At 58.8% G+C, this 22,746-nt stretch carries 18 protein-coding genes and 1 pseudogene; 5 read left to right on the forward strand and 14 right to left on the reverse strand.

The genetic code is table 11. The features are described from left to right. From ERD80_RS16145 to ERD80_RS16185, 9 genes and pseudogenes are all read right to left on the reverse strand, one after another. Positions 1–275, reverse strand: a pseudogene (locus tag ERD80_RS16145) (sugar ABC transporter permease); the annotation flags it as partial. A gap of 10 nt (positions 276–285) precedes the next feature. Further along, a complete protein-coding gene (locus ERD80_RS16150) occupies positions 286–1,563 on the reverse strand; it encodes an ABC transporter substrate-binding protein (RefSeq protein WP_136547616.1) in 1,278 nt (425 codons plus the stop codon). A 27-nt stretch (positions 1,564–1,590) separates the two neighbouring features. Continuing rightward, complete coding sequence (locus ERD80_RS16155) at positions 1,591–2,694, reverse strand: ABC transporter ATP-binding protein (protein ID WP_136547618.1); 1,104 nt, start codon at positions 2,692–2,694, stop codon at positions 1,591–1,593. A 156-nt stretch (positions 2,695–2,850) separates the two neighbouring features. Continuing rightward, positions 2,851–3,816, reverse strand: coding sequence for a sugar-binding transcriptional regulator (locus tag ERD80_RS16160; RefSeq protein ID WP_021506007.1), 966 nt, complete (start codon positions 3,814–3,816; stop codon positions 2,851–2,853). A gap of 108 nt (positions 3,817–3,924) precedes the next feature. After that, a complete protein-coding gene (locus tag ERD80_RS16165) occupies positions 3,925–4,782 on the reverse strand; it encodes a phosphogluconate dehydrogenase C-terminal domain-containing protein (RefSeq protein ID WP_136547620.1) in 858 nt (285 codons plus the stop codon). After that, on the reverse strand, positions 4,779–5,597 hold the full coding sequence (locus tag ERD80_RS16170; protein ID WP_127834107.1) for a TIM barrel protein: 819 nt from the start codon (positions 5,595–5,597) through the stop codon (positions 4,779–4,781). Before ERD80_RS16170 ends, ERD80_RS16165 begins: the two co-directional genes overlap by 4 nt. Continuing rightward, positions 5,594–6,370, reverse strand: coding sequence for a triose-phosphate isomerase family protein (locus tag ERD80_RS16175; protein WP_136547622.1), 777 nt, complete (start codon positions 6,368–6,370; stop codon positions 5,594–5,596). Before ERD80_RS16175 ends, ERD80_RS16170 begins: the two co-directional genes overlap by 4 nt. A 2-nt stretch (positions 6,371–6,372) precedes the next feature. Further along, positions 6,373–8,118, reverse strand: a complete 1,746-nt coding sequence (locus ERD80_RS16180) for a dihydroxyacetone kinase family protein (RefSeq protein WP_136547624.1) — start codon at positions 8,116–8,118, stop codon at positions 6,373–6,375. 1 nt (position 8,119) lies between these two features. Then, positions 8,120–9,454, reverse strand: a complete 1,335-nt coding sequence (locus tag ERD80_RS16185) for an MFS transporter (RefSeq protein ID WP_127834109.1) — start codon at positions 9,452–9,454, stop codon at positions 8,120–8,122. 433 nt (positions 9,455–9,887) lie between these two features. Between ERD80_RS16185 and ERD80_RS16190 the strand changes: the two genes are divergently transcribed. After that, positions 9,888–10,346 carry an RpiB/LacA/LacB family sugar-phosphate isomerase gene (locus ERD80_RS16190; RefSeq protein WP_021506001.1) on the forward strand — a complete coding sequence of 153 codons (459 nt, stop codon included), beginning with the start codon at positions 9,888–9,890 and terminating at the stop codon, positions 10,344–10,346. A gap of 115 nt (positions 10,347–10,461) precedes the next feature. Here the strand turns inward: ERD80_RS16190 and ERD80_RS16195 are convergent, their stop codons facing one another. The 3 genes from ERD80_RS16195 to ERD80_RS16205 all read right to left on the reverse strand — a co-directional run bounded on the left by ERD80_RS16195 (position 10,462) and on the right by ERD80_RS16205 (position 13,558). Beyond that, complete coding sequence (locus ERD80_RS16195) at positions 10,462–11,166, reverse strand: pirin family protein (RefSeq protein WP_136547626.1); 705 nt, start codon at positions 11,164–11,166, stop codon at positions 10,462–10,464. Between the two features lie 80 nt (positions 11,167–11,246). Further along, entirely contained in the window at positions 11,247–11,924 is a 678-nt protein-coding gene (locus tag ERD80_RS16200; protein ID WP_136547628.1) for a glutamate racemase, read from the reverse strand. Positions 11,925–12,091: 167 nt separating this feature from the next. Further along, positions 12,092–13,558: a carbohydrate porin gene (locus ERD80_RS16205; RefSeq protein WP_136547643.1), complete on the reverse strand. Its 1,467-nt coding sequence runs from the start codon at positions 13,556–13,558 to the stop codon at positions 12,092–12,094. A 432-nt stretch (positions 13,559–13,990) separates the two neighbouring features. Between ERD80_RS16205 and ERD80_RS16210 the strand changes: the two genes are divergently transcribed. Beyond that, positions 13,991–15,457, forward strand: a complete 1,467-nt coding sequence (locus tag ERD80_RS16210; RefSeq protein WP_059008879.1) for a catalase — start codon at positions 13,991–13,993, stop codon at positions 15,455–15,457. 59 nt (positions 15,458–15,516) lie between these two features. Here ERD80_RS16210 and ERD80_RS16215 read toward each other — a convergent pair whose 3' ends face one another. Continuing rightward, complete coding sequence (locus tag ERD80_RS16215) at positions 15,517–17,877, reverse strand: membrane-bound PQQ-dependent dehydrogenase, glucose/quinate/shikimate family (RefSeq protein ID WP_136547630.1); 2,361 nt, start codon at positions 17,875–17,877, stop codon at positions 15,517–15,519. Positions 17,878–18,448: 571 nt separating this feature from the next. On the opposite strand from ERD80_RS16215, the gene ERD80_RS16220 reads away from it, so the two are divergent. Next, positions 18,449–19,417 (forward strand): GT-D fold domain-containing glycosyltransferase, encoded by a 969-nt coding sequence (locus ERD80_RS16220; protein WP_136547632.1) that lies wholly within the window; start codon positions 18,449–18,451, stop codon positions 19,415–19,417. 201 nt (positions 19,418–19,618) lie between these two features. Then, a complete protein-coding gene (locus ERD80_RS16225; protein ID WP_136547645.1) occupies positions 19,619–20,938 on the forward strand; it encodes an MFS transporter in 1,320 nt (439 codons plus the stop codon). A 3-nt stretch (positions 20,939–20,941) separates the two neighbouring features. Here ERD80_RS16225 and ERD80_RS16230 read toward each other — a convergent pair whose 3' ends face one another. Then, the gene (locus tag ERD80_RS16230) at positions 20,942–21,574 is read right to left on the reverse strand and encodes a DapH/DapD/GlmU-related protein (RefSeq protein ID WP_136547634.1); all 633 of its coding nucleotides are present in this window, start codon (positions 21,572–21,574) and stop codon (positions 20,942–20,944) included. A gap of 235 nt (positions 21,575–21,809) precedes the next feature. Here ERD80_RS16230 and ERD80_RS16235 point away from each other — a divergent pair, with 235 nt between their 5' ends. Next, positions 21,810–22,622 (forward strand): ParB/Srx family N-terminal domain-containing protein, encoded by an 813-nt coding sequence (locus ERD80_RS16235; RefSeq protein WP_248295869.1) that lies wholly within the window; start codon positions 21,810–21,812, stop codon positions 22,620–22,622. The last annotated feature ends 124 nt before the right edge of the window (positions 22,623–22,746 follow it).

Consider the following 22,746-nt stretch of genomic DNA (forward strand, 5'->3'; position numbering starts at 1 on the left):
GGAATGGTGATCAGCGCATACAGCAGGTTATTCCACAGCGACTGCATAAAAATGTCGTCATCCAGCAGCGCGCGATAGTTATCCAGCCCGACAAAATGGGCCGGATGCGAAGCGCGCGCGGCGCTGAACAGGCTCTGCCACAGCGTGGCCAGCGCCGGATAATGGGTAAACAGCAGCAGGAAGCTGAGCGCGGGCAGCAGCAGCAAATAGCCGCTGAGCTGCAGTGACCACCCGCGCGGGCGCAGCGTGGCGGCGCTGCCAGAGAATGAGCTCATCACGCGGCCATCACTGATAGTTTTTCAGCAGGCGGTCAGCCTGTTTCTGCGCATCGGCCAGTGCCTGGGCCGGGGTTTTGCTCTGCGTCACCGCTGCTTCAATGGCGTGATTGAGCGCGTCCTGAATCTGTACGCTGTTGTAGGTCGAGAGTTCCGGCTGAGCATATTTCAGCTGCTCACGCGCCACCAGTGCCTGAGGCACCTGCTGCACATAGGCTTTCATTGCCGCTGTGTCCCACGCTGCCGGCGAGGTGGCAACATAGCCGGTAGCGATACTCCAGCGCGCGGCCTGTTCCGGTGCGGTGACCCAGCGGATGAAGCGCATCGCCGCCTGCTGCTGCGCCGGTGAGGCGCTTTTGAACACGTAGAGGTTGCCGCCACCGGTCGGGCTGCCGCGCTGGGTTTTCTCCGGCAGCATGGCGACGCCAAACGGGAAGGTTGCGTTGTCGTGCACGTTGGTCAGGTTGCCGGTGGTGGTGACCATCATGGCCGTTTTGCCGCTGATGAAATCCTGCGGCGTGGTGCCCCAGGCAATCGCACCCTTCGGCGAGACTTCCTCTTTCTGGCCGAGATCGGTCAGCCATTGCAGGGTTTCCACGTTGCCCGGCGTGTTGAAATACACGGCGTTGCCCTTGCCGTTATCCAGCCGTCCGCCATTGGTGGCTGCCAGCCCCTGGAAATTCCAGTAGCCGTTCGGCGTGGAAGGGATTTCAATGCCCCACTGGCTGACGCCGCTGGCCTGTTTCAGCGTCAGTTTTTTGCTGAATGCCACCACCTGCTGCCAGGTGGCGGGTGGTGTATTCGGATCGAGACCGGCTTTCTCAAATGCCTGTTTGTTCCAGTACATCACCACAGTTGAGCGCTGAAAAGGCACGCCCCACACTTTGCCCTCAATGCGACGCAAAAAGGCCGGATAGAAGCTGTCGATCCACTGTTTGCCCTCTTCACCCGTGGCTAAATCGCTGGCGGCGACGATGGCACCGGCATCCATCAGCGACCAGGCTTCAATATCTCCCATCACCGCCAGCTGCGGTGCGTTACCGCCGCGAAACGCCGTCAGCGCTTTGGTCACGGTGGTGGCGTAATCGCCGGTGTAGACCGGCTGAATGCTGATCTCAGGGTGCTGTTTTTCAAAATCCGCCACCAGGGCTTCCACGGTGTGGCTGACTTTACCGCCGACCGCAATCGGGTAGTACATCTGTAATTTCACCGGCTCAGCAGCAAACACCGACACGGAGGCACACAGCATAACGACACAAGCCAGAGGCGAGAAACGGATCGCAGACATGATTTTCCCTTGAATAAACGACAACGGTTAAACAGCGTATTTTTTCTCAGCGAGCAACATCGGGTGTTCGGCAGCGACACAGCGCTGGCCGGAGGTGGTGGAAAACAGGTATTGCCGGCTGGTGGACCACTGCAGGCCGACCAGACTGTCATCCGTGAAGCGCTGCAGGCCGGGCACTTTGACGGTCAGTGATTCCGTGATGCCGGGCAACCGACAGACCAGCAGCGTATCCGCGCCCATGTATTCGTAGCTCACTACCCGCGCACTCAGCGCGGCCTGCTGCGGGGCGACCAGCTGGATATCCTCCGCGCGCAGGCCCAGACTCAGCGCCGTTTCGCCGGCATAGCTCAGGAGCGGTGTGCTGAGATGGCTGAGGTAGTGATGCGCGCCTTTGCTGTGCAGTGGCAGGATATTCATTGGCGGTGCGCCAATAAACTGCGCGGCAAAACAGCTCGCCGGCTGGTTGTAGAGCTGGTCTGGCGTGCCGTGCTGCTCAATGCGGCCATCGTTAAGCAGAATGATGTGATCGGCCATGCTCATCGCTTCGGTCTGATCGTGGGTGACGTACAGCATGGTCAGCCCGAGCTGCTTTTGTAGCGCGCGGATTTCGCGCCGCATGCTCTGACGCAGTTTGGCATCCAGGTTGGATAACGGCTCATCCATCAGGCACAGCGTATTGTTGGCGATCACCGCCCTGCCCAGCGCCACGCGCTGCTGCTGCCCGCCGGAGAGCTGTGAAGGCAGGCGCGCCAGCAGCGGTTCCAGTTCAAGCAGTGCGCTGACCTGCGCCAGCCGGGCGGCAAACTGTTGCTTATCTTCACCGCGCGCCTTCAGGCCAAACAGCAGATTTTCCCGCACGCTCAGGTGAGGAAACAGCGCGTAAGACTGAAACACCATCGACAGCTTGCGCTGCGCCGGTGGCAGAGGCGTGACGTCGGTGTGATTGAAATAAATGCGGCCGCTGTCGGCCGTTTCCAGCCCGGCGAGGGTGCGCAACAGCGTCGATTTACCGCAGCCTGAAGGCCCCAGCAGTGCGACGAAACTGCCTTGCGCCACGTCTAAGCTGATATCCTGCAGCGCGATTTTATCGCCCCAGGTTTTGGTGATGTGTTGCAGCGAGAGATGGCTCATGCATCCGCAGTCCTGAAATCAGAATGGCGGTAAGCTAGCTGAGGCGGATGAAAGATTTATGGCGCTGACGTGACGGTTGGGTGATGGGCGGCGACCTGGCGCAGCATCCCTCTCACCCGGCACGCCCGCAGGCCGCGCCGGGCAAGCGTTTATGCGTTACTGCGACATGCTCAGAATGGTGCGGATGTTCTGCGCCGTGGTGGCAATGATATCGATAGCGCCGGTGCGCAGCGCGCCGAGGATCGCCATGGCTTTGGTGTTTTCAGCGGCAATGGCAATCACGCAGGGAATTTTACGCAGCTCGTCGATACTGAGGCCAATTACCCGGTCGTTCATCACCGTATCCACGTGCTGGCCCTGGGCATTAAAAAAATCATAGCCGGCCACATCACCGGTCACGCCCTGATTGACGCTGGCATCAATGATCTCATGTGGTGTGAACCAGCCGAGCTTCACCATATAGCTGTTTTCGTTCATGTCACCGATGCCCACCAGTGCCACATCCGCTTTGCGCGCGCGGTCGAGCGTCTCTTTGATGGTGCCGTTTTGCATGAAGGCGTCGCGCAGCGCCCGGTTTTCGACGTAAGCCGGGGCGTACAGGGTTTCGCTGATGCCGCCAAACTTTTTGGCCAGCCGGCGGCTGATGTGGTCCGCGTTGATGGCATCGCCCGGGCGATGGGTGCCGCCGATGCCGCTGATAAACAGGCAGTTGCGCGTCGGCACCTGACCGGGATAATCGGCGACGGCCGCCACGTTGCGCCCCTGGCCCACGGCGACAATGGCGTTGTCTTTCAGCGACTGCGCGAGATGGGCCGACACCAGCGCCGCCACCTGACGCCGCTGCTCGTCGCTGTCTGGCGAATCGAGGGCAATCAGCGCGCGCTGCAGATGGGGAAAGCGCGTCTGCAACTGCTGTTCCAGCCGCGTACTGAACACCGGATGGTAGCGCACATTGATCTCGACGATGCCCTCTTCACGCGCGCGTTTCAGCAGTCGCCCCACCTTGATACGGGAAATCCCAAACTTACGCGCAATCTCCTCCTGGGTGATTTCGTCCTGATAGTAGGCGACGGCAATTTCCGTCAGCAGCTCGGAGTCCTGAGAAAGCGTGTTTTTTTCCATCCGTTACCTGTCTTGTATCGTCGTGCGGAGTGCTCAGCAGGGAGTTATATCATTGATGCGACTCGCTTCGCCAGCCAGCAACGCCGCGAGTCGCCGCGGCTGTCACGCTTAACGCTGAATGGCGTCAATTTTCAGCATGCGGGCAATAACCTTATCCAGCTCTTGCTGATCGAAGATCTGTTTCCAGTCCGGTTTGATGATCTTCTCGCGGCCATACTCCATGGCGATCATGCAGGCATCCGAGAACGGGTTGGTGGCGCGGAAAGCGACCGCCAGCGCAATCTGAATATGGCCGTACAGCATGGCCTTCGCTGCCTCTTCCGGGACGCCGCTGTGTTTTACCGTTTCATCCAGCGCCTCTTTCATGAAGGCACCGACCATGCAGGCGACGGTTTCGACCAGCGTCGGTTCCAGATACGCCAGTTGCGTCACCGTGACCCAGTGCACCTGATCAACCGGGCCGTACATCACGCTAATCACCTTACTCAGCTCCGCCTTCTGCTCAGCGCTGCCGCTTTCCCAGGCTGCCGCGACGTGCTGAACGGCAGCGACGCCACCAAACGCATCGGCGTGCTCCTCTTTGGTGTAGCGAGCCAGAAATACCGACGGATGGCACGGGTGCGCGACCGCGTATTCGATGTCGTCACGCTGGGCGATCAGGTTGGCGTAGGCCGCGGCCGGATCGAGCGTCAGCAGCACCGCACCGCTTTGCATCTGTGGCACCACGCTTTGCGAGACTTTGCCCAGTACGATATCCGGCACGGCGAGGATCACCACGTCACTCAGCGGCACCACCGACGCGGCATCCGACAGCTCGCGTCCCTGTGCAATCACCTGCTGCTGCGCCTGCGGTGAATTCTCGCAGTAAAACACCTGATAAGCGCTGTGCTGCAAATTAGCGGAAATACGCATGCCCATTTTGCCGCCTGCGCCGATCACGGTGATGGTTTTCAATGCCTTGCTCATGTTAACGACTCCTGATCTTGTTTACTGCGTAGGAATTCAACGGCGCGGCGGGTCCATTCGGCTTCCCGCGCGCAGGTCTGCGCGGCATCGTCCTGCCACGGCAACCAGTGTTCGATGATTTGGTTGATGTCGCGATCGGCCGGCCGCACGCTGGCGATCAGCCGGTCATAATCCAGCTTCCCTTCGCCCATCGGACAGCCGGCCAGGGTAAAACCGACCCAGCCGGCACGGCGGGTAAAGGCGAAATCTTTGATGTGCAGATTGCCGACGCGCGCAGCGGTATTGGCGATCACCTGCTCCTGCAGTTCCAGTCCGGCGACGCAGTTGGCCGGATCGAGACAGACGCACAGCCACGGCGAGAGAAAGCGGTTGATCACCGACATCATCGCCGCGCTGCTGACCTGCTCGTAGGTTTCCAGGCACAGCCGCACCTGCTGGCGGGCAAAATCCGGCAGCACGGCAGTAATCAGATTGGCCGCTTCATCCAGCGATGGCCGGTGATCGGCGGTATTGAACATTGAGCGCACCACGCGCGCGTCGAGAATAGCGGCGATATGCAGATAGCGGCGCAGGTGCGCGCTGCCGAGACCACGCGTGCCCAGCTCCAGCGTGATGCCAAGCGCATCCGCCTGCTGACGCAGCGCCAGCAGCTGTTCATCTGACCACTGCTCAATCGCCGGGTAGTCGCAAATCTGAAATACCGACACGTCGAGATCGGCAGTCTGCTGCAGCATCTGCGCCAGCGTGAGCGGCTGTGGCACCTGGGGCGACATGCGCCAGAAAAACGCGTAGGTGCTAAGTCCAATGCGGCTCATGACGGCAGCTCCTCAGCCAGCTCACTGGCTTCCTGCACGATCTGCGCCAGCGCCTGCGGATCATGGGCAAAGCGGCCGAGGAACAGGCCGTTGACGTTGCCGCCGAGGCGCTGAATCAGACCCGGCCCGGCGCTGCCGCCGTAAATCACCCGCAGCGTGATGCCGTCGGGCGTCGTCAGCTGCTGTAGCCCGCTGCACACCGCGCGGATGTAGCTGTCCGGCGCCGGCTGCGGTGCGCCAATGGCCCACTGCGGTTCGTAAGCAAACAACACCTCACCGCTGAGCGCGTGTTGCGCGGCCTCCGCCAGCGCCTCCTGCAGCTGCTGCTGACACAGTGCAATCGCCTGCTCAGGCGTACCCTGCTGCGGTTCACCGATGCACAGCACCGGGGTCAGGCGATAACGCAGCGCCATCGCCACTTTGGCGGCAATCTGCGTTTTATCTTCATGAAAATGGCGACGGCGTTCGGCGTGGCCAATCTCCGCCAGTGAGCACCCCAGCTCCTGCAGCATGCTGGCGCTGACCTCACCGGTCCAGGCGCCGCTTTCCGCCTGACACACGTCCTGCGCGCCGACGCGCACCGGCGTGCCGGCAAAGATCTCCGTCACCGCCGGGATGGCCGGATAAGCGGGCAGCACAAACAGCCCGACATCACCGCGCTGCACTGCCGGATGCTGCGCCAGCGTCGCAACCTCGCGACACCACGCCAGCGTTTGCTGATAGCCGAAATACATTTTCAGGCTGACGCCAAGCCAGATTTTAGGCTGAGCCATAATTACGCTCCCTGTTCAGATGCACTGTGTTCTTTTAACAGATTGCCAACGGTGTTGACGATCATCGCCAGTGAAACCGCACCGGCGTCCGGCGTGCCAACGCTTTTTTCTGCCAGCGGCCGCGCACGCCCCACTTTCGGTACCAGCTGTGCGGTGGCCTGCGCGGCCTGCTCCGCCACCGCTGCCGCACGTAACCAGGCTTCGGTGAGTGATGCGCCCTGCGCGACCGCAGCGCTCAGCGTGTCGCTAAACGGAACCAGCACGTCAACCATGGTTTTATCACCGACGCGCGCTTTGCCGAAGTGCATAATGCCCTCTTTGGCATCCCGGACGCCGGCAGCGACGCGTGGTGCATCCGCTGCCGCGCTGTCGCCCAGCGCGGTGCCGAGCGCGGTCAGTGCCACGCCCCACAGTGCTCCGGACGTGCCGCCCGCTTTATCCGCCCAGGCATCGGCGGCGCGACACAGCAGACTGCCAGCGCCGGCGCCACGCGCGGCCACCTCACGCGCCTTTTCTACCGCGCCGAGTACGCCGCGCTCCATACCAATGCCGTGATCGCCGTCGCCCGCTACCGCATCAATGTCGCCCAGCTGGCCGGCATGACGCTGAATCATCACCGCCACCGCTTCCAGCAGCTCAAGAACGCGCCGGGCGCTGTGTTGTGATGCGGTGCTGGCCTGCGGTAACGTCTCTTCACGGATCTCTTCGCATTCGGCGGCGCTGAGCGGTTCGGCAATCAGGACGCTGCCTTTGCGGTAGGCCGACGTATTGGCCGGCGCGCGCCACAGGGTTTCCAGCTCATCATCGAGCCACATCAGCGTCAGCGAGACGCCTGCCATGTTAAAACTGGTGACGAATTCGCCGACATCCGGCTCCACCACCTGCAACTGCGCCGCCGACAGCAGCTGGGCGATGCGGCGATACACCACAAACAGCTCTTCATACTTGACTGAACCGAGACCGTTGAGGATTACCGCCACGCGCTGTCCCGCCACCTGCGCCACATCCGCTGGCCGCTCACTCAGCAGCCGGTCGACAAAGATTTCTGCCAGCTCATCGGCGCGCGGCACCGCCGTTTCGCTGATGCCCGGCTCACCGTGGATGCCCAGCCCGAGCGCCATGCGCCCTTTCTCTACCTCAAACAGCGGATGCGAAGCGCCAGGCAGCGTGCAGCCGGAAAATGCCACGCCGAAGGTGCGGGTGCGATCGTTGGCGTGCTGCGCTTTTTTCAGCACCGTAGCCAGATCGTCTCCCGCTTCTGCCGCGGCCGCAGCCACTTTAAACACACACAGATCGCCGGCGACGCCGCGTCGCTTGAGACGCTCATCGTGGCTGGCGCTGGACACATCATCCGTTACCGCCAGCACCTCACAGGCAATACCCTCAGCGCGCAGCCGCTCGCACGCCTGACCAAAATGCAGCACGTCACCGGCATAGTTTCCAAACAGCAACAGCACACCTGCGCCGTTATGCGCCGCGCGCGCGACGTTATAGATTTGCTGCGCCGACGGCGAAGCGAACAGATTGCCCATTGCCGCCCCGTGCGCCAGGCCCTGGCCGACCAATCCGGCAAAGGCGGGATAGTGACCGGAACCGCCACCGACAATCACCGCCACGGTATCCGGCTGGCTGCGCGTGCTGCGTACCACGCCACCGCTCACCTGGCGTACTTTATCGGCGTTGGCGGCCACAAAGCCTTCGATCAGTTCCGCGGCAAACGCGGATGGCTGGTTAAACAGGTACGTCATGTTATTGCTCCTGTACAAATGAGGCTGGCAGAGGCTGCGCGCGACGGCGATTGAGGAACAGCATCAATACAGCGGAGAGCAGCATAAAACCGCCGACCACGAACATCGGTAACACATAACTGTGAGTGGCATCATGCAGTGCGCCGGTGATGTAACCGGCGGAGAAACCCGCCACGTTGCCCAGGGTGTTAATCAGCGCAATCGCCGCCGCTGCCGATGCGCCGGTCAGGAACTGCGTCGGCAGCGTCCAGAAATTGGGCAATGCGGCGAAGATGGCGCTGGCCGTTACGGCGATCACCAGGATGGTGGTAAACGGTGAATCCATGTAGAGCGCCAGTGGTACGCTGAGGCCGCCCGCGACCGCAGGAATCGCGATGTGCCAGGTTTTACAGCCACGCCGCGCGGCATCCCGCGACCAGAAAAACATCACGACGGCGGCGATCAGGTACGGCACGCCGGTGATCAGCCCTTTCTGCATCACATTGAAGGTGGTGCCAAACTGCTGCTGGAAGCCGGCGATAATGGTCGGCAGGAAGAACGCCAGCGCGTACAGGCCGTAAATAAAGCCGAAGTAGATCAGGCACAGCATCCACACGCGGCTGTTGCCCATCACCGAACGCACGCTGTGCGGGTGCTGGCCCTGCTTGTGCTGATGTTCCGCCTCCAGTTCGGCTATCAGCCAGTTTTTCTCGTCGTCATTCAGCCACTTCGCCTGACGCGGCGAGTCCACCAGCCAGAACAGCGCCACAATCCCGATGAGGATTGCTGGCAGCGATACGCCCATAAACATTACGCGCCAGCCCTCCAGGCCAAACAGCCCGTGCTGCTCAATCAGCGAGGCAGCCAGCGGTGCGCCAAATACCACCGTCAGCGGTTGTGCCAGGTAGAACAGCGAGAGAATTTTGCTGCGGTGGCGCGCCGGCACCCACAGGCTGAGATAAAGGATGGCGCCCGGGAAGAAACCAGCCTCGGCAATCCCCAGCAGCAGGCGCAGCGTATACAGCCCTTCGACACTGCTGACCCAGGTAAACAGCAGCGAGACGATGCCCCAGCTGATCATGATGCGCGCCAGCCAGCGCCGCGCGCCGAACTTATGCAGCGCCAGGTTGCTGGGCACTTCCAGCAGGATGTAACCAATAAAGAAGATGCCGGAGGCGAGACCAAACTGCAGCGCACTGAGGCCGAGGTCCTGCGTCATGCCGTTTGGGCCGGCAAAGGAAATGGCGGTGCGATCGAGGAAGTTGATAAAGAACATCAGCGCCACAAACGGTACCAGGCGCCAGGAGATTTTGCGGATTGCGGTCTGCTCAACCGCGCTGACAGCAGAGTGATTCATAACGCACCTCCGAAACGTGCGCAGTGAGACGGTGTTGGCCAGGCGCAAAACCGGCGCTGGCGACAGACAAAATGCGAGGTAAGAAGCAAATGACACATGTTCGAGTCCTCAATGGGTCTTCTTGTACATGGATAGGGCCATGCGAACAAATGAACACTACACGGATATTTGCTCACTCCTCAAGCGCAGTTGGCGAAAGTGTGACGGTGCGCATGAGATTTGATTTCAGCGACATTTTCAGGATTTTTCGCAGCAGAGCGGCGCTGCGCGATCGTTACATCAGGGGGTGCGCGAGATTTTGCGTGGCCGATCGCTAAATCATATGAACATGCATTGAACATATGTTTGATTTTGTGGCAGGCTGTCAGTGAACATCTAATCACCTGACGAACATATGTGCAGGTGTCAGACCCTGTATTACTGGAGAAACATGATGAAAACTATCGCTATTGGTGCCGATGATGCGGCTATCGATTTGAAAAACATCATTAAAAAGCTGCTGGAAGAGCAGGATTATCAGGTAACTGATTACAGTAACGACGCGCAAAATGACCGCCCGATGTATCCGGACGTGGCGTTTGCGCTCGCTACGGCGGTGCAGCAAAAGCAGTTTGAGCGCGGCATTTTGCTGTGTGGCACCGGCATTGGCGTCGCGATTGTTGCCAATAAAGTGGAAGGCGTGCGCGCCGCGCAGTGCCATGACACCTTCTCCGCCGAGCGCGCGCGCAAAAGTAACAATGCGCAGATCATGACCATGGGCTCACGCGTAATTGGGCCGGAGCTGGCGAAAAACATCGTTAACGCCTGGCTGGCATCCGAGTTTGAAGGTGGCGGTTCGACCGCCAAAGTGGAGAAGATCGGTTACTACGAACAGGTGTCACACGCGAAATAATGGTTATCGGGCGCTGAGTTGCAGAGCCGGCAGCGCCTGAGTGCGTGACATCGCCAGCGGCACGCTGACACGACTGGCCACTTTGGTGCGTGCCAGCCGTGTCATAGCCGGTGTTTTAACTGCCGCTTAGCGTACCGCTCAGCACCGCAGGCGCATCCTGCTGCACCAGAAAGGCGACCAGCAGGGCGTCGCGTTCACCGTGGATAGCCGGCAAGGCAGCGCTATCGCTCACCGCATCGCCTTTTTGCAGCCGCACATCCCCGGTGCGTGCAATGCCCTCCAGCACCGTGACCCAGCTGGCATAACCCGGCAAATGCGGCACCTCGATCTGTGCGCCACGATCCAGCCTGACGTCATAGATGTAAACGGCCTGACGCAGCGTCAAAGGTGCCGCGCTGTGCTGCGGACCGGCCAGCAGCGTCCACTGGTTAAGTGCCGCCCCTTCTGCCCGGTACACACTCTGCACCTGCCCTTCACCGCCACCGGATGCCGGGCGGATGTACGCCTGCAGCATTTCGCTTTCAATCAGCGGTGCTGACTCTTCATGACGTACCCCACTGCCCGCATTCACCAGCAGTGCGCGTTTGCCGTTGAGAGCGAGAGTCTCTCCCTCCTCGCATCGGTACTGCACCGAGCCGCGCCAGACATAGCTGAAAATCTCATCATCCTGATGGCGGCGCATCGGTACCACCGCGCCGGGCTTCAGCGTCATCTGGTCGACAATCGCCAGCGCGCCCAGTGGTTCTCCCGGCCGCTGCCGGCGAATGGTAAAGGGACCGTATTCAAACAGCTGGTCGCGCTGCGCTTTAATCACGTTCATCAGTGGCTTCCTCAAAAATCAGGTTCTGATGACCATCATAAAGGCTGCAAAATTGCGTAACAGTAGGGCTTTTTGTTGGCTTAAATCAGTGGTTTTGAATGACCTTCGTCCGCGCCTTTAGCCTGCTGCAGTACGAAGCTGAGCGCCAGGTGCGGGCTGGTAAGTGGCCGCTGTGGCGCAGGAAAACGCGACGCGGCCCCGGCCATCGACACCTGCGCTAACGCCACCTGAACCGCGCCCTGCTGCTGTCCCTGAGCGACGGCATCGGCGATCAGCGTGTAATAGTCGTCCAGCCGGCCAGCTTTGAATGCGGCCCAGGCATCCGGGATAAGCCTGACTTGCGGACGCTGGTCAGGTGCCAGACTCTCCGGGCAAAACAGCTGGCGCGTACTGTGCAGCGTAGACTCCGCGGCACACAGCACCAGCGCGGGTGCGCCACGGCGATGCACTTCGTCCGCCAGCATACGGTCAGTGCGATAAACCGCACAGCGCTGTTGTGGATCGCGCAGGCTGTCTGCGGCGGCACCTAAGGTAGAGCAGGTAATCAGTATCGCGTCGAACCACGGCGTCAGGCTGAGTAACAGCTGCTGCAGACGCTGCTGCTGGGCCGGCGTCATGCCACCGCTGAGCTCTGCTTCTGCCAGCAGATGTGGCATCACCAGATGGCTGATTTGCTGAGGCGGAATGCCGAGCGACTGTGCGGCGTCATCAAAAATAGCAATATTACTGGCGGCGGTATGCAGGCAGGCAATGGTCACAACGATTCCTTATCGCTTCAGGTTCAGTACGTTGCACTATAGCCGCAATCGGTGACTGAATGCAGCTTTACCGCTGGCTGGCAGGCTTCGTCGGATGCGGTGCGAGGCATTTTTCAACGCCTCGCACCGTGCAACCCTCCTTCAGCCGGTCAGCGCGAAAGGCGATCTCAGAACCACACTTCTGCCTGTACGCCAAAGTTCCAGCTACCGCCAGCGGTAAAGCCCGCGCTGCCGAAATCATCGTTCAGCGCATAGTTGTCCAGCGCTTTAGACCAGTTCATCCAGGTCGCGAACAGCCGAATCTCCGGCCGCACCAGCATATCGTTGATGTTGCCGACTTTAAACGTTGGCGCAAAGGTCAGCTTATACACATCGCCCTTCACCGCGTTGTACGTCGCGATGCTGCCGCCATCCTGATAGCTGCGGCCATTGGGTTTGAGGTCCATATACAGCCACGACGCTTCATACTGCAGCGCAAAGTTTTCCGTAATCGCCTGGGAGGCGCGCAGGTTGATGGTTGCCCAGTCATAGCGATCGCCTTTGCGGTAGCGATCCTCGCTGTGCTGCGCCAGCAGCGACGGAGCGACTGACCAGCGATCGCTCAGTGGCATCACGCCAAAGGTGGCCAGTCGCAGCGCGCTGGCGTTGCGCGTTAAGTCGCCGTCGCCACCGATCTGCCGGGTTTCTGCGCCCAGCCCTTTCCCCCACTGAATGGCGTGAGTGCTGCTGCCCGGTGCCAGTCCGTAGAAGCGGTTTTTATCGTGCCAGGCCAGCATGGTAAACACGCCATGCTTTGCCGTATCGTCACTGCGCAGCGCATAGCTGCCGGTGGTCGATGCGCGCCCTTTCAGCTCGTCGTTGCCGTTTGCGCTCATGCCGGTCAGCATCCACTGCCAGTTACCGTAAAACTGGTTCGAGGTCAGCAGCAGGTTTTGCACGTTGTTATCGTCGTAGCGGCTGCTGCCCAGGTCGCCAAAACTGCGGCCATAAATGGAGAAATCGCTGCGCCATTGCTCGTTCCATTGCAGGTTGCTGATGCCGCCGCCGGTGCCGCCAAGAAAGACGATATCGGTATCAGTGAAGTGCAGATCAAAATTGTCGCCGTCAAAGCGTTTACCTGCCCACAGCGAGGCATGTTGCGCGGCGCCCCCAAAGCTGGGCAGATCCCCCATTTCGACATACACCTGGCGGATATTCAGATTATTGTCGTTATTCTGCACCCACGGGTCCGGACTGGATGAGCCATCTGCCAGCAGCGCTTTGAAATTGGCCCACGAACCATTACTGAACCGGGTTTGGTTATGAAAGCCCAGCTCGATGTAGTGATCTTTTTCATTACCTAACCGGCCAATATGCGCATCGCCGCCGATCGAACTGGCAGGCGAAATAGCAGGTCCGGCACGTCCGCCGCGCCCTTTATCATTAACCAGCAGGCCGCAACGGGCGTACCCGGAAAAGCGGAACGTGTTGGTTGTTCCGGCGCTCGCCTCCTTTTGCTGCTGCTCATCGCGCGCGATTTTCTCTTCCAGCTGGGCCAGACGCTGCTCCAGCGTTAATGACTGTGCCGCTGCACTGCCACCCACCATCATCCCCGCGATAGCCAGCGCCAGGCGCGCGGTTTTAGCCTTATGCATCACCATATTTATCTCTCTTATTATGTCCATTCATTAATTACAACGGGATTGCCTTTGACGCAGCGAGAGCATAAATAAGCGGATTGTGGTTCTTTTTGATCAATATCATTAAATTAAAAAGTGATATTTTACATGAAGTTATAAAATGATTGATTAATTCAAGGTCTGTTTTTACTTAAATGGAAAAATCCTTTGCGACCTGTCTTAAAAGACAGGTGAATTAATTTTTCTTTTCCGATCCCATTCGCAGAATGGCGCTTTTTCCGGCACGGAAAATCTGCTTAGCCAGCAGCAGAAATAAAAAGCAAATTTGCGAGCTGTGCCGCATCGCTTAATGCGGCAACCAGATGAGACGGCGCAATTATTCGGGCAAGCCTGCGCCTCGCTGCTACGCTTAGTGGTTGGATTATCCTTACAAAAGCTGGAGATATTATGAGCAATGACGATCGCAAGCCGACCACCACGGATGCTGGCATTCCGGTAGCCAGCGACGAACATTCTTTGTCCGTCGGTCCAGACGGCCCGCTGATGCTGCACGATCACTACCTGATTGAGCAGATGGCTAACTTCAACCGCGAACGTATTCCAGAGCGTCAGCCGCACGCCAAAGGCAGCGGTGCATTTGGCTATTTTCAGGTGACAGAAGATGTCAGCCGTTACACCAAAGCAGCGGTATTTCAGCCCGGCACCAAAACCGATGTGGTGATGCGCTTCTCCACCGTGGCCGGCGAGCGTGGCAGCCCGGACACCTGGCGCGATCCGCGCGGCTTCGCGATCAAGTTTTACACCAGCGAAGGCAACTACGACATGGTGGGCAATAACACGCCGGTGTTCTTTATCCGCGACCCGATGAAATTCCAGCACTTTATCCGCTCGCAAAAGCGCCGTGCCGACAACAATCTGCGCGATAACGATATGCAGTGGGATTTCTGGACGCTGTCGCCAGAGTCGGCGCACCAGGTGACCTGGCTGATGGGCGACCGCGGCATTCCGAAAAGCTGGCGCCACATGAACGGTTACTCCAGCCACACCTATATGTGGGTTAACGCCGCCGGGGAAAAATTTTGGGTTAAATACCACTTCAAAACCGATCAGGGTGTGGAGTTCCTGACGCAGGATAACGCCGATCTGCTGGCCGGCCAGGACGGCGATTACCATACGCGCGATCTGTTTACCGCCATCAAAAATGGTGATTTCCCCAGCTGGACGCTGTACATGCAAATCATGCCGTTTGCCGAGGCGGAAACCTACCGCTTCAACCCGTTTGATCTGACTAAGGTCTGGCCACACAGCGATTATCCGCTGATTAAAGTCGGCAAACTGATGCTCAACCGCAACCCGACCGACAACCATGCGCAGATTGAACAGGCGGCGTTTGAACCAAACAACCTGGTGCCCGGCATCGGGCTGAGCCCGGATAAGATGCTGATTGGCAGGGTGTTTGCCTATGCCGATGCCCACCGCGCCCGTCTTGGCGTTAACTACAAGCAGATTCCGGTTAACGCCCCGCAGGCACCGGTGCACAGCTACAGCAAGGATGGCGCGATGCGCATCAATCCGGTCAGCGATCCGGTTTATGCGCCGAACTCGAAAGGCGGTCCGGTGGCGGACGGCGAGCGCTACCCGACGGATTCCACCTGGGAAGCGCACGGCAACATGGTGCGCGCACCCTACACGCTGCGTCAGGATGATGATGACTTTGGCCAGGCCAATACGCTGGTCAATAAAGTGCTGGATGAGGCGGCACGTGATCGTCTGGTGAATAACGTCAGCGGTCATCTGCTCAACGGCGTGGAGGAGCCGGTGCTGTCGCGCGCGTTTGAGTACTGGCGCAACATCGACCAGACGATTGGCGATCGCATTGCCCAGCGGGTACAAACCGAGCGCGCCAAGCGTTAATGCGCTGATTTATAAATATAAAAAAGGCGCCCGCGGGCGCCTTTTTTGCATCGACAGGATTATTTCAGACGGAACGCCACCACGCTGTCGCCGGCTTTGGTGCCGAGCGAACCGTGACCGCCTGCGGCAATCACCACGTACTGCTTACCGTCGCTGCCCATGTAAGTGGATGGTGTCGCCTGCGCGCCGGCGCTAAGCTCCTGCTGCCACAGCAGTTCGCCGGTGGTGCTGTCATAGGCGCGAATGAAGTTATCTGCGGTCGCACCGTGGAACACCAGATCGCCGGCCGTCAGCAGTGGCCCGCCGTGCGCCACCATGCCCATCGGGAAGCCAATCGGGAAGCGGCCCGGCAGGAAGCTGGTTTTCAGGTTTTCCGTGGTGCCAACGCGACGCAGCCATTCGGTTTTGCCGGTTTTCAAATCCACGCCGACCATGCGGCCCCACGGCGGTGCAATGCAGGGAATGCCGAGATCGGAGGCCAGCTGCTGGATGTGGATGGCGTAATCACCGTGGAAGTTTTCGTTCCAGTAAGGCTGGCCATCTTTGGTGAACAGGCGCTCCGTCGCCGTGGCGGGCGTACGCTTGATCAGGTTGTATTTGTAGGCGAGGCGCACCGGTGCGGCAATCAGCATCTGACGCTGCGGATCAACCGCCACCGATCCCCAGTTGAACACCCCGATATTGCCCGGGAACACCAGCGAGCCGCCTTCTGTGGCTGGCGTCCACGGATTGCCGTCATAGCGCAGGCTGCGGAAATCCATACGGCAGGCCATTTGATCAAACGGTGTGATGCCCCACATTGACTTCTCAGTCAGCGGCTGCGGAATAAAGTTCAGACTGGATACCGGCTGGGTGGCGGCGAATTTCTCGCCCGGCACGCCGCCTTCCGTCGAAACCTTCACGTCGTTAACCGGATAAACCGGCTGGCCGGTCAGGCGATTGAGCACAAACAGGTTGCCGGTTTTGGTCGGCAGGATCACCACCGGCTGTTTCTGGCCCTGATAATCGATATCGACCAGCGACGGCTGTGACGGGTTATCGCGGTCCCACAGATCGTGATGGGAGCTCTGATAGCGCCATTTGAATGCACCGGTCTGCAGATCGAGCGCCACTAACGCATCACGGAATTTCTCTGTATTGCTATTGGCATCGCGCTCGATGCCCAGTTCATCCGGCGAGGCGTTGCCAAACGGCACATACACCAGGCCGTTTTTCAGGTCGGCGCTCAACGTACCCCAGGCCACCGGCGTATCCTGCGGATAGGTCTGGCCAGCCGCTATCGGCGCGGTATTCTGCGGATCAGCCGGATCAAAGTTCCACACCAGACGACCACTTTGCACATCATAGGCGCGAATTACGCCAGAGGGGTTACCGCTGTTGAAGCCGTTATCCATAACCGAGCCGCCGACAATCACCAGATTGCCCGCGACCAGCGGCGCGGCGGTCTGCATCAACGCGTGTGGACGAACCTCACCCATATTGGCATGCAGATCCACCACTCCGTTGTTGCCAAAATCGGCGCACGGTTTGCCGCTGTCGGCATCCAGCGCAATCAGCCGGGCGTCAGTGGTGGCGTTAAAGATGCGCTTGCGGCACATCGCCGGCGTCGCCGCCGTGTCCTGTGCGGCAGCCGGTGCGCCCGCGTAATAGCTGACGCCACGGCAGGTCTGATGCTGCTGCAGATAAGAACGATCTTTCGCCGGCGTGTATTTCCACTTCACCGCACCACTCTGCGGATCGAGCGCGTGGACCTCATTGTGCGGCGTACAGAAATAGAGCATGCCGTTGGCTTTCAGCGGCGTGGCTTCGAAGGTGTATTCGGTGGCATCGTTATCCTGACGCAGATCGCCGGTGTGATAGGTCCAGGCCACTTCGAGATTGCGCACGTTCTCTTTGGTGATCTGATTCAGGGCGGAGAAACGCAGGCCGTCGGCGGTGCCGCCGTAGGCGGTCCAGTCAGCGCTCGCGCCCTGCTCGCTGTTTTGTTCACGCGCATTGGTGATGGTGCCGGCCTGCGGCAGCGGATCGTAAAAGCACAATCCAATTACCAGCACAATCATGATGGCCACCGTGCTGCCGAGCAGGCCGTGGAAGCGACGCTGTCCCTGATACAGCGGTTTGACCACCCACGGCATCGCCAGCCACAGGCCGATCACGCCAAACAGATCGCCGCGCGGGATCCACTGCCACTTGTCGAAGCCGACTTCCCAGATCATCCATGCCAGCGTAATCCACATCAGCACCGCATACAGGCTTAACGCGCTGCGCTGATTGCGGAACAGTAAAATGGCGGTGATCAGTAATCCCACCGCCATCAATGCGTAAAATGCGCTGCCGCCCATCATCAGCAGCTTGCCGCCCATATAGAGCAGCGCAACACCCAGAATCGCCAGCACGAGACTGGTCAGTTTGTTTATCATGCGAATCCCTCAACGCTCATCATTATTAACCACCCCAAACTAAAGACACATAAACTCAACAAAATCTTAACTTACGTAACCGTTAGTTAAAAATCTGCCTGGCGGCGTGTCGTTAGTGCCGCTTATCAATGTAGCTCTGCTCCTTCATGCTGCGCCCCGCTTCGCTCGTAGTGTGAGTGAAATCACGTTTCAATTTTGTTGGAGGAAATTAATCAATCATCAGGAAAATCCGCATTTTTTGATAACGCAGCGTGCGATATGACTAAGGGCGCGACAGGCGTGCTGCCGGGCAGCCTGCAATTTGTCGGCGCATGTATTTCTGGTGAAATTTTTTAATTGATTAGTGGCGTACAAATGCGATTTGTCCTGGTCATGTCAGAACCTGATGCTAAAAAAGCAGGCAACGCTGCGCTTTGCCCTAAAAATAGCGTCTGTCCGGCGCGGTGACATTGATAAATGAAATAGCGTATTTATTATTTTGAGAGTTTCCTTAGCCTGTCTGCCAAATTAATCGGTGATATACATTATCTGACTGCTCTGCGGCAAAGCCGCTTATAAAAAGAAGGTTATTATGATCAGCGCAGACGCTTTTTATCGCAAATTACGTTTTCCATTTAAACTCACACATGCTGCCATTAAATTTCCCGTGGCCAATGCGCACGCCCGGCAATATCAGGTCCTGTCAGCAGAACAGACCATCGATCTGCTGCTCAGCGATGACCGGCTCTCAGTGTGCCGCTATGGGGATGGGGAACTGGAAATGACGCTATTTAAGAATATTGGCTTTCAGTCTTTTGATGAACGCCTTTCCATTCGCCTGAAAGAGATCATGCGCCGTGGCACGCAGAGCGATAATCGCTGTCTGCTGTGTATGCCTGATGCCTTTCGCGGCACCGGGAATATGCGTTTTGGCTCAGCGCTTTTCTGGTTTTTTCATAAAGCGTTTTTCTTTCGCCACTATGAGCATTTATTAAAGAAAGGCTATCGCTATGGTAATACGTCGGTAACGCGACCTTATCATGATTATAAAGATAAACAGCCGGCGGCATGTATTTTTGCCAAATTTAAACAGCTGTTTCACGATAAAAAAATTCTGATTGTTGAGGGTAGCGGCACGCGCCTTGGTCTCGGGAACGATCTGCTGGATGGCGCGCGTCAGATCCGGCGCATTACCACCCTCAACCGTAACGCCTTTTCGGTTTATAACGAGCTATACAGTAATGTGCTGGCGCACGCGCGCGAGTTCGACATGGTATTGATCTCCCTTGGACCGACGGCAACCGTGCTGGCTTACGACCTCAGTCAGCACGGCATTCGCTGCATTGATACCGGCCATATCGATATTGAGTATGAATGGATGCGCAGCGCGGCACGCACTAAGGTGCAGGTCGCGGGGAAAAATGTAAATGAGGTCGGTTTATTACAGAGTGACGAACAGCATGAAGCGGATGCGCAGTACCGCAGCCAGATTCTGCTGCACGTTGGCTTAGGTCAGGAGCCACTGCGCAGTGCCGCGGTGGTCACGCAGCCGGTAGTGTGATGCAGCGCACCGTAACCGATCGTGCCGGCGATCGGTTTGGTGCAGCACGCTCAGATAGCGACTATTTATTAGCCAGCGCGATGGTTCCGACTGCGGCGGCGCGGGCACTATGCCATGGCAGTCACTGATTAGTTAGCAGCCTTAGCAATCTGGCATTACCTTTGCTTAATGATTCCTGTGTTCATTTTCAGGAGTCGCATGATGAAAGCGTCCTCAACCCGCTACACCATTTTCTCGCTGCTGTTTCTCATCGCACTGATTAACTACATCGACCGCGGTGCGCTGTCGTTCGCCGCCAACGCCATCTCGCAGGAATTTCACTTCAGTAAAGTGCAGCTCGGTGCCGTGCTGGGCTACTTTGGCTTTGGCTATCTATTCGGGTCGCTGTGCGGCGGCTTCCTTGCCGACCGGCTGGGCACCAAAAAGGTCTGGCTGATGGCCGGCATTCTGTGGTCGCTGCTGGAGATCGCCACTGCCTGGGCCGGAGAGCTGGGCATGGCGCTGTTTGGCGGCTCGGCGATCATGGGGTTTGCTGCACTGCGCGTGCTGTTTGGCTTCAGCGAAGGGCCGGCCTACGCGTTGATGAACAAAACCATCGCCCACTGGGCACCGGATAACGAACGCGGTTTCGCGCTGGGAATTGGCCTGCTGAGCACCCAGGTGGGCTCGCTGCTGACCGCACCGATTGCCGTCGGACTGCTGCTGCTCACCAACGACTGGCGCATGATGTTTATGCTGCTCGGCGCGTTTTCACTGCTGGCGATGCTGCTGTTTGCCCGCCACTTTACTGATACGCCACAGCAGCATCCGCGTGCCAATGCCGTCGAGCGTCAGCTGATCATTGCCGGGCAACGCCAGCAGCCGCAGGACGAAGGCGCGCTGCCGTGGTGGCGCTTCTTCACCAGCCGCACGCTGGTGTGCAACGCGCTGGGCTATTTCAGTTTCCTCTACATCACCTTTACCCTGGTGACCTGGCTGCCGAAATATCTGCAGGATAATTTCCACTATGACCTGCACTCGCTGTGGTATGTGGCGATGATCCCGTGGAGCGGTGCCTGCCTGACGGTGCTGCTGGGCGGACGCATCGCCGATCGCCTGCTGGCACGCTTTAACAATCTGCGGCTGGCGCGCAACCTGTTTGCGGCCGTGACGCTGTGCGCCACCGCCTGCTGCTTTATGGCTATTCCCTGGGTCGGATCTGCTGCCGGCATTATCGCGCTGATGACGCTTGGCAACGCGCTCAATGCGCTGGTGAATAACGTCTACTGGTCGGTCGTGATTGACGTGACGCCAAAGGCATCGGTTGGTACCTTCAGCGGCATGACGCTGGCCATCGCCAACCTCGCGTCGATCATTTCACCGATGCTGTGCGGCTGGCTGGCGCAGTACTACGGTTATAACGCCATGTTTACCGTCACCGCCTGTATCGCCTTTGGCAGCATGCTGGCCATGACGCTGCTGCAGCCGGAGAAACGCCTGCAACCCGATGCGCCGCCAGCCGCCGCGCAGCAGGCTGTGTAAGCGTTATCGCCCGTGCCGCTGGCAGAAGGCGGCGATATCCGGCGACTGAAAATCCGCCAGGTGTGCCATCAGCTTCTCCAGCGGCCAGTTCCACCAGGCAATCGCCTGCAGCTGCGCCGCGATGTCGGCACTGAAACGGGCGCGAATCGGTTTCGCCGGCACACCTCCGACGATGGTGTAAGGCGGCACATCTTTACTCACCACCGCCCCGGCCGCCAGCACGGCGCCGTTACCGACCGTCACGCCAGGCAGGACAATCACGCCGTGACCGATCCACACATCGTGACCAATGATCACCCGATCGGCGCGGCGTCCGGTGAAGAAACCGGCATCGCGCTGCGCGCGGCTGTCGTAATACTCCGGGCAGTAGGTGAAGCGATGCTGTGAGGCGCGATCCATCGGATGATTCGGTGCCCCGATACGCACCTGATTGGCGATGGCCGTGAAGCGGCCAATCTGCGCATCCGCCACGCAGCAGTGTTCCCCAAGGTAGGAAAAATTACCCAGTTCGCTGTATTCCAGATAACTGTGCGCCAGAATTTCACACTGCTGGCCAATCTGCGTGTCGCGCAGACGGACGCTGGGATCGATCGCGGTGTGTTGCAGTTTAGCGGGATGCTGTGTGGCAGAAATCATAAAGCAGGTGCTCCGTTGTGGTCAGATGTCTGGATAAGTGGTTGCCTCAACGCAACCGCGAGCCACAACACTAGAGCGGGAAGATGACAGGAATGCTATCGTGTTGCTCCACCGGGAGATCTTCAGGAGAAAATGGAATGAAAGCGTCCCTGCCGTTATTAGCCTTGCTATTCAGTACCGCCCCCGCCTTTGCCGCCCTGCCGCCCTGCCGCCCGACATCAAAGCTGGAGAAATTGTGCAGGTCGAACTGGCGCAGCTGCATCCCACCCAGGCCGCCATTGGTTATCGCCAGCTGGATTACAAGCAGCATCGTTATCAGGCCGATCCGGAAAAGCTGTTCGATGACTATTGCGAAAGCATGGGACAAAAAGGGGTGAAAAGTTTCACGCCGCGCTCCACCCTGCGCGATCCGGCCAGTTTCAGCTGTAAGGCGCCGGTCGGCAGCGAACCCGGCCCGATGAAAACCGCGGTGATCGGCCCGGATAATCAACTGTACCTGACTGATGGCCACCACACGTTCAGCAACTTTGCTGACATGGCCGGCCTGTCAACGCCAGTGCAGGTGCGCATTACCGATGATTTCCGCCCGCTGAAAAGCCAGGCTGCTTTCTGGCAGAAAATGGCGGCGGCACATCTGGTGTGGCTGGAGACGCCAAACGGTAAAATCGCCCCCGAAGCGCTGCCGCAGGAGCTGGGTCGCCAGCATATGCAGGATGATGAGTATCGTTCGCTGATCTACTTTGTGCGCGATATCGGCTTCGATAAGCCAGACAATCCGCCGCCGTTCCTGGAGTTCTTCTGGGGACAGTGGCTGAGCCGGGAACTGCCGCTGAAAGCGTTCAACCTGCGCGACCGCGACGGCTACGCCGCAGCGGTGAAAAAGGTGGCGGAGAAGATGGTGAGCGTGCCGAAGGATACGGTGATTGCGCAGAGTGATAGCGGTCCGCTGACGGCAAAGGCGCTCGGTGCCAGAGACGCGGTGAACCAGAAGGCGCTGCACAAGTTAAGCGCCGATAACGGTAAGCTGAGCTGGGCGTTTAAACGTTAAGCGGGCTGGGTAGTGTTGGGTTTATCCAGGTGCGCATCAATGCGCACCCTACAAAATTACACACTATTGCTGCTGGTGCGCATCAATGCGCACCCGACAAAATCACACACCATTGTTGCTGGTG

The organism is Pantoea sp. R102 (assembly GCF_004916815.1).
GTDB lineage: Bacteria > Pseudomonadota > Gammaproteobacteria > Enterobacterales > Enterobacteriaceae > Pantoea > Pantoea dispersa.